The organism is Geodermatophilus sp. SYSU D01036 (assembly GCF_054050435.1).
Window position 1 is genome coordinate 1 of record NZ_JBJGZJ010000003.1, and the last position, 13520, is coordinate 13520.

Consider the following 13520-nt stretch of genomic DNA (forward strand, 5'->3'; position numbering starts at 1 on the left):
CGAAGCCGGTGGCCCAACCCCTTACCGGGAGGGAGCCGTCGAAGGCGGGATCGGCGATTGGGACGAAGTCGTAACAAGGTAGCCGTACCGGAAGGTGCGGCTGGATCACCTCCTTTCTAAGGAGCACCGACCGGCCAGCCCTGCTGCGCCGGTCCAAGCCATGCCCGGACCGAGGACCCGGTGCCCAGCAGGGGCGCCGGGCGGGTGTTCGGGATGGTGCTCGAGGGTGGAACGCTGACCAGTTCGGCCGCCGGCTCGCCGCCGGCTCCCAGTACTGCCCGTCAGGGCGTGGACCGGAGTCGCGGGTGGGACGGGGGGTCGTAGGCACGCTGTTGGGTCCTGAGGGAGCGGACCGGCCGGGGAACCGGTTGGGTCTGCGCCTTCGTCCGGGCCCGTCCCGATCTCACATCGCCGCACCTCGTGCGGGCCGGTGGGGTCAGTGGGGGCGGGTGACGGGTCGGTCGTTGAGAACTGCACAGTGGACGCGAGCATCTTTTGAGCTCCGACTCCGCAGGGGTCGGAGTTCTCAGTTCGATGGTTTGTGGGTTTGTGTGTGGTCAAGATGTTGAGGGCACACGGTGGATGCCTGGGCACCAGGAGCCGATGAAGGACGTGGGAGGCTGCGATAAGCCTCGGGGAGCTGCCAACCGAGCGTTGATCCGAGGGTGTCCGAATGGGGAAACCCCGCACCAGTCATGTGGTGTGACCCGCGCCTGAACACATAGGGCGTGTGGAGGGAACGTGGGGAAGTGAAACATCTCAGTACCCACAGGAGAAGAAAACAACCGTGATTCCGTGAGTAGTGGCGAGCGAAAGCGGAGGAGGCTAAACCGTTTCCATGTGATACCCGGCAGGGGTTGTGGAGGCGGGGTCGTGGGACGCGTGTGTGCCGGTGCTGCCGCGCCGGCGGGAAGTCAGAAAAGATCGTGGTTAGGGGAAGGCCTCTGGAAGGGGTCGCCGTAGAGGGTGAGAGCCCCGTACCCGAAAGCCCGGTCTCTTCCTGGCACGTGTTCCCAAGTAGCACCGAGCCCGTGGAATTCGGTGTGAATCGGGCGGGACCACCCGCTAAGCCTGAATACTCCCTGGTGACCGATAGCGGACGAGTACCGTGAGGGAAAGGTGAAAAGTACCCCGGGAGGGGAGTGAAATAGTTCCTGAAACCGTGTGCCTACAAGCCGTCAGGGCCGTGAAGCCGCGCCTCGTGCGCGGGCGGTGATGGCGTGCCTTTTGAAGAATGAGCCTGCGAGTTAGCGGTACGTGGCGAGGTTAACCCGTGAGGGGTAGCCGTAGCGAAAGCGAGTCCGAACAGGGCGAGTCCAGTCGCGTGCTCTAGACCCGAAGCCGGGTGATCTACCCATGGCCAGGTTGAAGCGCGGGTAAGACCGCGTGGAGGACCGAACCCACCAGGGTTGAAAACCTGGGGGATGAGCTGTGGGTAGGGGTGAAAGGCCAATCAAACCCGGTGATAGCTGGTTCTCCCCGAAATGCATTTAGGTGCAGCGTCGCGTGTTTCTTGCCGGAGGTAGAGCACTGGATGGCCGATGGGCCCCACAAGGTTACTGACGTCAACCAAACTCCGAATGCCGGTAAGTGAGAGCGCGGCAGTGAGACTGCGGGCGATAAGGTTCGTAGTCGAGAGGGAAACAGCCCAGATCATCGGCTAAGGCCCCTAAGCGTGTGCTAAGTGGAAAAGGATGTGGGATCGCAGTGACAACCAGGAGGTTGGCTTAGAAGCAGCCATCCTTGAAAGAGTGCGTAATAGCTCACTGGTCAAGTGGTTCCGCGCCGACAATGTAGCGGGGCTCAAGCACACCGCCGAAGCCGTGGCACTCACGCGACAGCCCGTCGGTTCTCCTCGCGAGGACCGGCCAGGTGCGTGGGTGGGTAGGGGAGCGTCGTGTGGCGGGTGAAGCGGCGGCGGAAGCCAGCCGTGGACGCCACGCGAGTGAGAATGCAGGCATGAGTAGCGAGAGGGGAGTGAGAACCTCCCCCGCCGGAAGACCAAGGGTTCCTGGGCCAGGCTAATCCGCCCAGGGTGAGTCGGGACCTAAGGCGAGGCCGACAGGCGTAGTCGATGGACAACGGGTTGATATTCCCGTACCCGCGAAGGAGCGCCCCTGCCCAGGCCAGTGATGCTGACCCACCGAAACCGGTGCCGGCTCTCGAGCCGGTGCTGGGAGTAGCTGGGGACCCGAGCTGGTAGTAGGCAAGCGATGGGGTGACGCAGGAAGGTAGTCGGGCCGGTGAGTGGTGGTACCGGTGCAAGGGTGTGGCCCGCGCCATAGGCAAATCCGTGGCGCACACAGGGTGAGGCCTGACGCGTAGCCGAATGAGGCGAATCCGATGATCCTATGCTGCCGAGAAAAGCCTCTAGCGAGTTCCGAGCGGCCCGTACCCCAAACCAACTCAGGTGGTCAGGTAGAGAATACCGAGGCGATCGAGCGAACTGTGGTTAAGGAACTCGGCAAAATGCCCCCGTAACTTCGGGAGAAGGGGGGCCCCCGTTCGTGAACCGCCTCGCGCGGGGCAGCGGAGGGGGGCCGCAGAGACCAGTGAGAAGCGACTGTTTACTAAAAACACAGGTCCGTGCGAAGTCGTAAGACGAGGTATACGGACTGACGCCTGCCCGGTGCTGGAACGTTAAGGGGACGGGTTAGCCCTTCGGGGCGAAGCTCAGAACTCAAGCGCCAGTAAACGGCGGTGGTAACTATAACCATCCTAAGGTAGCGAAATTCCTTGTCGGGTAAGTTCCGACCTGCACGAATGGCGTAACGACTTCTCAGCTGTCTCAACCACAGGCTCGGCGAAATTGCACTACGAGTAAAGATGCTCGTTACGCGCGGCAGGACGGAAAGACCCCGGGACCTTCACTACAGCTTGATATTGGTGTTCGGTTCGGCTTGTGTAGGATAGGTGGGAGACTGGGAAGCCGGCACGCCAGTGTCGGTGGAGTCGCCGTTGAAATACCACTCTGGTCGAATTGGATGTCTAACCTCGGTCCGTGATCCGGATCAGGAACAGTGTCAGGTGGGTAGTTTAACTGGGGCGGTTGCCTCCCAAAATGTAACGGAGGCGCCCAAAGGTTCCCTCAGCCTGGTTGGCAATCAGGTGTCGAGTGCAAGTGCACAAGGGAGCTTGACTGTGAGACCGACGGGTCGAGCAGGAGCGAAAGCTGGGACTAGTGACCCGGCACCGGCATGTGGAAGCGGTGTCGCTCAACGGATAAAAGGTACCCCGGGGATAACAGGCTGATCTTCCCCAAGAGTCCATATCGACGGGATGGTTTGGCACCTCGATGTCGGCTCGTCGCATCCTGGGGCTGGAGTAGGTCCCAAGGGTTGGGCTGTTCGCCCATTAAAGCGGTACGCGAGCTGGGTTTAGAACGTCGTGAGACAGTTCGGTCCCTATCCGCCGTGCGCGTAAGAGACTTGCGAAGAGCTGTCCCTAGTACGAGAGGACCGGGACGGACGAACCTCTGGTGTGCCAGTTGTACCGCCAGGTGCACTGCTGGTTGGCTACGTTCGGCAGGGATAACCGCTGAAAGCATCTAAGCGGGAAGCTCGCTTCAAGATGAGGTCTCTCACCGGGTCAACCGGGTAAGGCCCCCGCCCAGACCAGCGGGTTGATAGGCCGGAAGTGGAAGCGCCGCAAGGCGTGCGAGCTGACCGGTACTAACAGGCCGAGGGCTTGACCACACACCTCTACACACTTCGTGTCTCGCGTCCACTGTGCGGTTCTGAACGCACCCGACCCCCCACCCCCGACAATTGTTCGCGGGGTGGGGCCGGGACACCGTTCACAGCGTTACGGCGGCCATGGCGAGAGGGAAACGCCCGGCTCCATTCCGAACCCGGAAGCTAAGCCTCTCAGCGCCGATGGTACTGCCCCGGAGACGGGGTGGGAGAGTAGGACGCCGCCGGACAACCATTCAGGAACGGGGGTCGGAGCCATTGGCTCCGGCCCCCGTTTCGCGTGTCCGGCACACCATTCCGGCGCTCCGAGGAGTGCCGCCTTTCGACCGAGGTACTGACGACGACATGACTGCTCCTCGACGAGGCTCCGCCGGACGTGGCCGCCCCGACGGCCAGGACCCGCGCGGCGGTGCACGCCCGCGGCGGGACGACCGGGCGGGTGGCTCCTCCAGCGGTGGGGCGACCGGTCAGCGCGGGTCCGGCTCCGGCCGGCAGGGCGCCCAGGGCCGCCGCGACGGCGCCGCCTCGGGCGAGCGCAGTGGTCGACCGCTGGCCGGTGGCCGCCGGGCCGGAGGCCAGCAGGAGCGGCGTCCGGGTGGGGACCGCGGTGACACGGGATGGCAGGACCGCCGTCCGGTCGCCGGCGGACGGTCCGAGGGCTCGTGGCGGGGCCGCCGTCCGACCGGTGACCGGGCCGAGCGCTCCTGGCAGGACCGCCGTCCCGGTGCGGATCGCACCGAGCGGACCGGTCAGGACCGCCGTCCCGCCGGCGACCGCCCGCAGCGGTCCTGGCAGGACCGGCGTCCCGGGACCGACCGGACCGAGGGCTCCTGGCGCGATCGTCGGAGCAGCGGCGGCGACCGGCCGGAGGGCTCGTGGCGCGACCGCCGTCCCACCGGGGACCGTCCAGGCAGCGACCGTGGCCGCGACGCCCGCGGAGCGGGCTCTCAGGGCGGTGGCCGGTCCTGGGAGGACCGCCGGTCGGGTCGCCCGGCGGACCGCGGCGAGCGCCCGACCGGTCGGGACCGGGACCAGGCCGCCGGCCGCCCGGGCCGCCCGGCGGGCGCGGGACGTCCCGACCGGTCCGGTGGGGGCAACTGGCGCGAGCGCCGGCCGGGCGAGGACCGTCGCGGGCGCGCCGGTGGGCCGGCCAGGGTGGACCGCACGCCTCCGGCGCCCGCCGGCCCCCCGCTGCCCGAGTGGGCCGACCCGCGGGACCTCGATCCGGCCGTCCGCGCAGGCCTCCGGGGGCTCGACTTCCGCAATGCGGAGACCGTCGCGCGGCACCTGGTGGTCGCTGGTGCGCTCGTCGACGAGGATCCCGAGCAGGCGCTCGCGCACGCCCGGGCGGCGCGCGACCGGGCGTCCCGGATCGCCCTCGTGCGCGAGGCCGTCGGGGTCGCCGCCTACCACGCCGGGGACTACGCCGAGGCCTCGCGGGAGCTGCGCGCCTACCGGCGGATGAGCGGTGACCAGGGCTACCGGGCCGTGCTGGCCGACTGCGAGCGGGCGCAGGGACGTCCCGAGGTGGCACTGCGGCTGGTCCGCGAGGCGCTGGCGGAGCAGCCCGACCGGGACGAGACCGTGGAGCTGCAGCTCGTCGAGGCGGGCGTCCGCCAGGACCTCGGCGAGGTGCCCGCGGCCCGCCTGGTGCTCGAGGGCGCGCTCGGCGGCCGCCCCCAGCCCGACCGGGTGAACTGGGACGACGAGCCCACCCGCCGGCTGGCCATCGCCTACGCCGGCCTGCTCACCGCCGTCGACGACCCGGCCGCCGTGGCCTGGCAGGAGGCCGTGGCCGCTGCCGAGCCCGAGGACGACGACGTCGCCTTCGGCGAGGAGGAGCTGCCGGAGGTCCCCGACATCGAGCCGGTCGCGGACGACGACGACGCCGTGGTGGCGGACGAGGTCGACGTCGACGCGGGCGTCGACGCGGGCGACGACGAACTGGACTTCGACGCCGACGTGGAGCGCGAGGTGGCCGAGCTGCTCGGTGAGGTCGAGCCGTCCGCCGAGGACGAGCCCGGACCCTGACCACCGACGATCGGGTCCCTGTCGTCCACACCGCGGCCGCCGTTCCACAGGCGTGCCGCCGCGCCTCCCGGGGGGCCGGGGCCGGGTGAGGCTGCCGCCATGAGCGTGGCAGTCATCGACCGGAACGACGTGGTGCTCCGCGGGCGGCTCTCGGCTCCCGCGGAGCTCAAGACCCTCCCCAGCGGGGACACCCTGGTGAGCTTCCGCCTGGTGGTGCGCCGGCCCGAGCCGCGGGCCCGCGGGCAGTCGGTGGACGTGCTGACCTGCATCACCTACGACCGCGCGCTGCAGCGGCGGGTGGCGGCCTGGGAGGCCGGGGACGTCGTCGAGGTCGAGGGCGCACTGCAGCGGCGGTTCTGGCGGACGCCCGGCGGCACGGCCTCGGTGTGCGAGGTCAACTGCCGGCGCGGCCGCAAGGTGCCGCGCACCAGCGCCGGCGGGACGGTGCGGACGGCGTGACGCTCGGCCGGCCGGGCCGTCGCGGCCGGTCAGTCCCCGTGGGGGCGCAGGACCAGCCCGGTCCGCGGCTTGGGCACGAACAGCGTCGACTTCCGCGGCATGCGGGCCCCCGCCCGCGCCACCGCGGCGACGTCCGTGGGGGAGGGCGGCCGCAGCAGCAGCGCCACACCGTGGCGCCGGTCGGCCAGGCCCAGCGCCTCGGGGACGTCGTGGGCCACGAGCACCGACCCGGGGTCGTCGGGCCGGCCCCACAGGTGCCCGATCAGCCCGGTCGTGGCCAGCACGACGTCGAGGCCGCGCCAGGCCGGCGGCGCCTCGGCGGGCACGGTCGCCCGGACCTCGGCCGACGGCGCGGACAGCCGCAGCAGCCGGCGGCCGTCGCTGAGCAGGAAGAGGACCTCGGCGGCGGCGTGCACGTGACCCACGGCGGCCTCGACGTCGTCGGGGTCCGGGCCGGCCGGGACCTCGGTGACGGTGAACCCGCGGGCGGCGGCCTCCGCGGCCGCGTCGAGGGAGAGGTCGGGCACGACCCGGTGGATCGCCTCGACCCGCAGCCCGCCGGCGCCCATCGGCGTGAGCAGCGCGAGCACCCGGCAGTCACCGTCGGGACGGGTCCGGTGCAGCGCGCGGGCCGCGGCGAAGCGGTGGTGGCCGTCGGCGATCACCGCGCCGGTGCGGGCGAGGGCCTCGGACAGGCGGCGCAGCACGTCCGGGTCGGCGACCCGCCACAGCCGGTGCCGGACACCGTCGGGGTCGGTGACGTCCATCGTGGGCGGGCCGGCCGGCGCCGCTTGCGTCAGCGCGGCGACCTCCGGCTCCGGGTCGTGGGCCAGGACGATCGGCTCGAGGTCGGTGGCCGTGGCCGCGAGCAGCGCGCGGCGGCCCTCGACGGCGGCCGGGAAGGTGTCCTCGTGCGGCAGCACCGCGCGGCCACCCCCGGCGGCGACCGCGACCGCCCCCAGCCAGCCGACCGTGGCCGCGCCCTCGACGGGCTGCATCTCGTACAGCCACAGGGCCGGCTCACCGTCCCGGACGAGCACCCCGGCGTCCACCCACTCGCGCAGCGTGCGGGCCGCACGGGCCGCGGTGCCCTCGCCGGCGCTGCCGCCGCAGGGGCCGGTGGCCCCGGCCGTGCCGGGTCCGGACGTGCCGCCGGGCAGGATGAGGCGGACGATGTTGTGCGGATCGGCGGCGGCCAGCCGCTCGCGGCCGTCCGGCGTCACCAGGTCGTAGGCTGGCGAGCTCACGCGGGCCAGGTGCCCGGGGTCGTGTCGCCGGTAGGTCAGGGCCCGGAACGGACGGACGTCCAGTCCCGCCACAGCGTGGGGCAGGGGGCCTGCCGACGACGAGTGCACGACGGGATCGTAGGAGCCGTCGGCCGCGCGCTGCCGCGGCGGCCGGGTCCCCGGTCCCTTCCGGGCCTCGCACCGCCCGGCGCGCACGCGAGCGGCAGGAGCGGGAGGACAGCGGTGTCGACAGCAGGCTCACCGGAGGACGACCTCCCGGGCGGGGGAGTGCCCGAGGGCGGGGTCTACGAGTGGTACCGGCGCGGCCTGGACCTGCTCAGCGGCGGCGACCCCGCGGCCGCGGCGACCCTGCTCGCCCGGGCGGCGGAGGCCGAGCCCGGCTCGCGCAGCATCCTCGAGGCGCTGGCCCGCGCCCAGTACGACGCCGGGCGCTACCGCGACGCCATCGACAGCTTCGCCGAGTTGGCGGCGGTCAACCCCACCGACGACTACGCCCAGTTCGGCCTGGGCATGGCCGCCAGCCGGGCCGGCGAGCTGGGCCTGGCCGCCGAGCACCTCGCGCTGGCGGTCGCCATGCGCCCGGACCAGGCGCACTACGCCCGTGCCCTGCGCGGTGTGCGGGCCCGGCGGGCGTCGGGAGGGGGAGCGGCGTGAGCGACCCGTCCGCGCGGCCGGCGCTCGCGGCCGGCAGCCCCCGGCCGCCGGCCGAGGTGCACGACGTCGCGCTGCTCGACCTCGACGGCGTCGTCTACGTCGGGCCGGACGCGGTGCCCGGCGTGCCCCAGGCCCTCGCCGCCGCCCGCGAGCGGGGGATGCGGCTGGGCTTCGTCACCAACAACGCCGCCCGCCCGCCGGAGGAGGTGGCCCACCACCTGACCGACCTCGGCGTGCCGGCCGGCGCGGACGAGGTCATCACCAGTTCCCAGGCGGCGGCCTCGGTCGTGGCCGGGATGCTCGGGCCGGGCGCGCGGGTGCTGCCCGTCGGCGGCCCCGGAGTCGCGGCGGCGCTGCGGGCGGCCGGGCTCACCGTCGTCGAGCGCGCCGAGGACGAGCCGGCCGCGGTGGTGCAGGGTTACGGCCGCGAGGTGGGCTGGGCGCAGCTGGCCGAGGCGGTGGTCGCCGTCCGCAACGGCGCCCGCCACGTGGCCACCAACGCCGACGCGACCATCCCCTCGCCGCGGGGCCCGCTGCCCGGCAACGGGGCCATGGTCGGCGTGGTCCGCGGCGTGACCGGCCGCGAGCCGCTGGTCACCGGCAAGCCGGACCCCGCCATGCACGCCGAGTGCGTCCGCCGCACCGGGGCCGAGCGCCCGCTGGTCGTCGGCGACCGGCTGGACACCGACGTCGAGGGCAGCCACCGGGCCGGCGCGGCCAGCCTGCTGGTCCTCAGCGGGGTCACCGTCCCCGCCACCCTGCTGGCCGCCGGCCCGCTGCACCGCCCCGACCTGCTGGCCGCCGACGCCGGCGGCCTGCTGGTGCCGCACCCGCCGGTCACCGCCGAAAGCGGCGGCTGGCGCTGCGGGGGCTGGCTGGCCACCGCGGACGGCGCCGGCCTCCTGGAGCTGCGCGCCGGGGACGGGGACGGCGCCGGGGACGGTCTGGACGGGCTCCGCGCGCTGTGCCTCGCCGCCTGGACCGGGACGCCCGAGGGTGCTCCGGTGCGGGTGCGCGCCGCCGACGGCGAGGCGCGCCGGGTGCTCGCCGCGTGGGGCCTGGCGGAGCGGTGAGACGGCGCGCCGGCACCCCGGGCCGGGGGACCGAGCGGGGCGCCCGCGGCCCCCTCGGGCGGCCCGCGCCGTCGTCCCCGGCCGGTACCCTCGCAGGCCAGGGGTGCGGCACCGCGCCGCCCCGTGCCCGCCGTCCGGCGACCCCGTTCCCCGTCCCGTCCGAGAGGCCAGCGCCATGACCGAGCCGACCCGGCCGCGACCGGTGCCCGGCCCGCCGCGGCCCGGTCCCGGGGGTGTCCCGGCCCGGCCCGTCGCCGCGGGGCCGCACGTCGACGCGGCGGCCGCCGGTCCGGGCATCGACGCGCCCGGGCAGCCGGGTGCGCGGTTCGCCGACCTGGCGCAGCGCCCGGTGGGGGAGCACGTCGCCGTCTTCGAGGCCGAGCACGACCGCCTGAAGGCCGAGCTCGGCACGATCGACCAGCTCTGATGCCGCGCCGCAGCCGACTCGACGCCGAGCTGGTCCGCCGGGGCCTGGCCCGCTCCCGCGAGCACGCCGTCGAGCTGATCACCGAGGGGCGGGTCGCCGTCGCCGGGCGCGCCGCCACCAAGCCGGCCACCGGCGTGGAGGCCGGCACCCCCGTCGTCGTCCGCACCGACCCCGACGAGCACCGCTGGGTCTCCCGCGGCGCGCACAAGCTGATCGGCGCCCTGGACGCCTTCGCGGTGCCGGTCGAGGGCCGCCGCGCCCTGGACGCCGGCGCCTCCACCGGGGGCTTCACCGAGGTGCTGCTGACCCGGGGCGCCCGCGAGGTGGTCGCCGTCGACGTCGGCTACGGCGAGCTGGCCTGGTCGCTGCGCACCGACGACCGGGTGCGGGTGCACGAGCGCACCAACGTCCGCACGCTGACGCCCGGGCAGATCGACGGCCCGGCCGACCTGGTGGTGGCCGACCTGTCGTTCATCTCGCTGCGGCTGGTGCTGCCCGCGCTCACCGCCTGCGCCACCGACGACGCCGACCTGCTGCCCATGGTGAAGCCGCAGTTCGAGGTCGGCCGCGAGCGGCTGGGCTCGGGCGGGGTGGTGCGGGACCCGGCGGCGCGCGCGGCGGCCGTGCTCGAGGTCGCCGAGGCCGCGGCCGCGCTGGGCTGGGGCACCGCCGGCGTCGTCGCCAGCCCGCTGCCCGGCCCGGCCGGCAACGTCGAGTTCTTCCTGCGGCTGCGCCGCGACGCCGGCGCGCCGGCCGAGGAGGACGTGCGGCGCGCCGTCGAGGAGGGGCCGCGGTGACGCGGGGGACCGGCCGGGCGGGGACGCCCGTCCGGGGGGACGCTGGGGACCGGCGGCGGACGCCGCGGCACAGGGCACGGACGGGCAGAGCAGCCCGGATCGAGGAGGACCGATGAGCGAGGCCGGCCAGGGCGGATGGCGCCCGGGAGGCGGGCGGCACGTGCTGCTGGCCGTGCACACCGGGCGGCAGGACATCACCGAGCTGGCCCGCAGCTCCGCCGCGCGGCTGGCGCGCGCCGGCATCACCGTGCGCGTGCTCGACGACGAGGCCGAGGCGCTGGGCATCGAGGGCGCCGAGGTGGTCGCCGCCGACGCCGAGGCCGCCCGCGGCGCCGAGATCGTCATGGTCTTCGGGGGCGACGGCACCTTCCTGCGCGCCGCGGAGCTCGCCCGCTACAGCCACGCCGCGCTCATGGGCGTCAACCTCGGCCGCGTCGGCTTCCTCGCCGAGACCGAGCCCGAGGCGGTCGAGGAGACGCTGACGGCCATCGAGCAGTGCGAGTACTCGGTGGAGAAGCGGCTCGCCATCGAGGTCGACGTCCTCGACGCGGCGGGCAACGTCGTCGCCGGCACGTGGGGCCTCAACGAGGTCTCGGTGGAGAAGGCCGAGCGCTCGCGGGTGCTCGACGTCGTGGTCTCCATCGACGGGCGGCCGCTGACCAGCTTCGGCTGCGACGGCGTCCTGTTCGCCACCCCCACCGGCTCCACCGCCTACGCGTTCTCCGCCGGCGGCCCGGTGGTGTGGCCCGACGTCGAGGCGATGCTGATGGTCCCCAGCAACGCGCACGCGCTGTTCTCCCGGCCGCTGGTCACCTCGCCCGACGCCGTGCTGTCGGTCGCGATCCCGCCCGACGGCAACCGCGCCCGCGTCTCGGCCGACGGCCGGCGCGCGCTCGACGTGCCCGACGGCGGCCGCGTCGACGTGCGGCGCGCGGCCCGGCCGGTGCGCATCGCGCGGGTGCACACGACGACGTTCGGGGACCGGCTGGTCGCCAAGTTCGGGCTGCCGGTGCGCGGCTTCCGCGAGGTCCGCCGGCACGACCCCGGCCACGAGCTGCGGCCCTCGCGCAACGTCCTCGCCCGCGACGTCGTGGCCTACCCGGGCAACGGCGACGGGGGCGTCCGGGAGGAGGTGCGCGGTGGCACCGCGGACCCCGACGCGTGAGCGCACCGGCCGCGCGCGCACCGCGCCGGCCGCCGGGCCCGCCGTCCCGGCCGACGCCGACGGCGCCCGCCCGCCCGCCCGCGGGGAGGGCGCCGCGCCGCGCACCGCGCACGGCCTCGGCCGGCTGACCGAGCTGCGCATCCGCGGCCTGGGCGCGATCGACGACGTCACCCTCGAGCTCGGCCGCGGCCTGACCGTGGTCACCGGCGAGACCGGCGCCGGCAAGACGATGGTCGTCACCGGCCTGACGCTGCTGTTCGGCGGCCGCGCCGACCCCGGCCGGGTGCGCGCCACCGGGCGGGCCGGCGTGGAGGGCCGGCTGGAGCTGCCGCCGGACTCCCCGGTGTGGGAGCGGGCCGCCGACGCCGGCGCCGAGCCCGACGACGACGGCAGCCTGATCCTCGCCCGCACGGTCAACGCCGAGGGCCGCTCGCGGGCGCACCTGGGCGGGCGCAGCGTGCCGGTCGGCGTGGTCTCCGAGCTCGCCGAGGGCCTGCTGGCCGTGCACGGGCAGAGCGACCAGCTGCGGCTGTCCCGCCCGGCCGAGCAGCGGCACGCCCTCGACCGCTACGCCGGGCCGGCGCACCTGCAGCTGCTGGAGACCTACCGGGCCGCCTACGCGCGGTGGCGGGAGCTCGCCGCCGACCTCGACCGCCGCCGCGGCCAGGCCCGCGAGCTGGCCCAGGCCGCCGAGGTGCTGCGGCACGGCCTGCAGGAGATCGAGGGGCTGGCGCCCGAGCCGGGTGAGGACGAGGCGCTCGACGCGCAGGCCAAGCGGCTGGGCGACGCCGACGCGCTGCGCGCCGCGGTCGACGAGGCGCGCATGGCGCTGGTCGGCGACGTCACCGGCGACCTCGGCGCCGAGGGGCTGCCCCAGGACGCCACCGCGGCGCTGGCCACCGCCGAGCGCGCGCTGGCCGGCACCGACGACCCCGCGCTGGTCCTGCTCGCCCGCGACCTCGCCGACGCGGTCGCGGTCGTGTCCGACGTGAGCGTGCAGCTGGCCGGCTACGTCGCCGACCTCGACGCCGACCCCGCCCGGCTGGCCGAGGTGCTCGACCGGCGGGCGGCGATCACCGCGCTGGTGCGCAAGTACGCCGACCCGGGGGAGGGGCTGGCCGGCGTGCTGGGCTGGGCCGAGGACGCGCGCGCCAAGCTCGACGCGCTCGACGTCTCCGACGAGGCCCTCGAGGCGCTGGAGGCCGCCCGCGACACCGCCCGGGCCGAGGTCGACGACCTCGCCGCCCGGATCTCGGCCGGCCGCCGCGCCGCCGCCGACGGGTTCGCCGCCGAGGTGGGCCGGGAGCTCGCGGGCCTGGCGATGAAGAGCGCGCGGGTCTCGTTCTCGATCGACAGCCACCCCGACCAGCCCGGGCCCGACGGTGTCGACGAGGTCGCGCTGCTCATGGCCGCCCACCCCGGCGCCCCGCCGCGGCCGGTGCACCGCGGCGCCTCCGGCGGTGAGCTGTCCCGGGTGATGCTCGCGATCGAGGTGGTCTTCGCCGGCGCCGACCCGGTGCCGGTGATGGTCTTCGACGAGGTCGACGCCGGCGTCGGCGGGCAGGCCGCCGGCGAGATCGGGCGGCGGCTGGCCCGGCTGGCCCGCGACCACCAGGTCGTCGTCGTCACCCACCTTGCGCAGGTGGCCGCCTTCGCCGACACCCACCTCGTGGTCGACAAGTCCCCGGACACCGCCGCGGGCGTCACCGCCACCGACATCCGCGCCGTCGACGGCGAGGACCGGGTGCGGGAGCTGGCGCGCATGCTGTCCGGCCTGGCCGACAGCGACACCGGGCAGGCGCACGCCCGCGAGCTGCTCGCCGTCGCCGCCGCGGCGCGGACCGCGTAGAAGCCCGCCACCCGGTCGCACACGACCGGGTGGCGGGACGCAGGAGTGTCGATCGCGGAACGCGGGTAGGCCGACACCGTGCGCGCCGATGCCCCGCTCCCGTTCCCCCTCGCCGCGGCCCGCGCC

At 74.2% G+C, this 13520-nt stretch carries 9 protein-coding genes and 3 rRNA genes; 11 read left to right on the forward strand and 1 reads right to left on the reverse strand.

The features are described from left to right. The 5 genes from ACI8AR_RS04520 to ACI8AR_RS04540 all read left to right on the forward strand — a co-directional run. Positions 1-116 (forward strand): 16S ribosomal RNA (locus tag ACI8AR_RS04520); the annotation flags it as partial. A 439-nt stretch (positions 117-555) separates the two neighbouring features. Then, positions 556-3695 (forward strand): 23S ribosomal RNA (locus ACI8AR_RS04525). A 110-nt stretch (positions 3696-3805) separates the two neighbouring features. After that, positions 3806-3922 (forward strand): 5S ribosomal RNA (gene rrf, locus ACI8AR_RS04530). Positions 3923-4847: 925 nt separating this feature from the next. Then, positions 4848-5723: a tetratricopeptide repeat protein gene (locus tag ACI8AR_RS04535; protein ID WP_457049906.1), complete on the forward strand. Its 876-nt coding sequence runs from the start codon at positions 4848-4850 to the stop codon at positions 5721-5723. 99 nt (positions 5724-5822) lie between these two features. Further along, the gene (locus ACI8AR_RS04540; protein ID WP_457049907.1) at positions 5823-6182 is read left to right on the forward strand and encodes a single-stranded DNA-binding protein; all 360 of its coding nucleotides are present in this window, start codon (positions 5823-5825) and stop codon (positions 6180-6182) included. A gap of 29 nt (positions 6183-6211) precedes the next feature. Here the strand turns inward: ACI8AR_RS04540 and ACI8AR_RS04545 are convergent, their stop codons facing one another. Next, positions 6212-7537, reverse strand: a complete 1326-nt coding sequence (locus ACI8AR_RS04545; protein WP_457049908.1) for a DUF1015 domain-containing protein — start codon at positions 7535-7537, stop codon at positions 6212-6214. A 114-nt stretch (positions 7538-7651) separates the two neighbouring features. Here ACI8AR_RS04545 and ACI8AR_RS04550 point away from each other — a divergent pair, with 114 nt between their 5' ends. From ACI8AR_RS04550 to recN, 6 genes are all read left to right on the forward strand, one after another. After that, entirely contained in the window at positions 7652-8083 is a 432-nt protein-coding gene (locus tag ACI8AR_RS04550) for a tetratricopeptide repeat protein (protein WP_456943493.1), read from the forward strand. Then, positions 8080-9156 (forward strand): HAD-IIA family hydrolase, encoded by a 1077-nt coding sequence (locus ACI8AR_RS04555; protein WP_457049909.1) that lies wholly within the window; start codon positions 8080-8082, stop codon positions 9154-9156. Before ACI8AR_RS04550 ends, ACI8AR_RS04555 begins: the two co-directional genes overlap by 4 nt. A 175-nt stretch (positions 9157-9331) precedes the next feature. Beyond that, entirely contained in the window at positions 9332-9583 is a 252-nt protein-coding gene (locus ACI8AR_RS04560) for a hypothetical protein (protein ID WP_457049910.1), read from the forward strand. Further along, entirely contained in the window at positions 9583-10380 is a 798-nt protein-coding gene (locus ACI8AR_RS04565; protein ID WP_457049911.1) for a TlyA family RNA methyltransferase, read from the forward strand. The genes ACI8AR_RS04560 and ACI8AR_RS04565 overlap by 1 nt, the downstream gene beginning before the upstream one ends. A gap of 112 nt (positions 10381-10492) precedes the next feature. Beyond that, positions 10493-11545, forward strand: a complete 1053-nt coding sequence (locus ACI8AR_RS04570; protein WP_457049912.1) for an NAD kinase — start codon at positions 10493-10495, stop codon at positions 11543-11545. Beyond that, positions 11520-13394, forward strand: a complete 1875-nt coding sequence (gene recN / locus ACI8AR_RS04575) for a DNA repair protein RecN (RefSeq protein WP_457049913.1) — start codon at positions 11520-11522, stop codon at positions 13392-13394. The genes ACI8AR_RS04570 and recN overlap by 26 nt, the downstream gene beginning before the upstream one ends. Positions 13395-13520 lie beyond the last annotated feature (126 nt).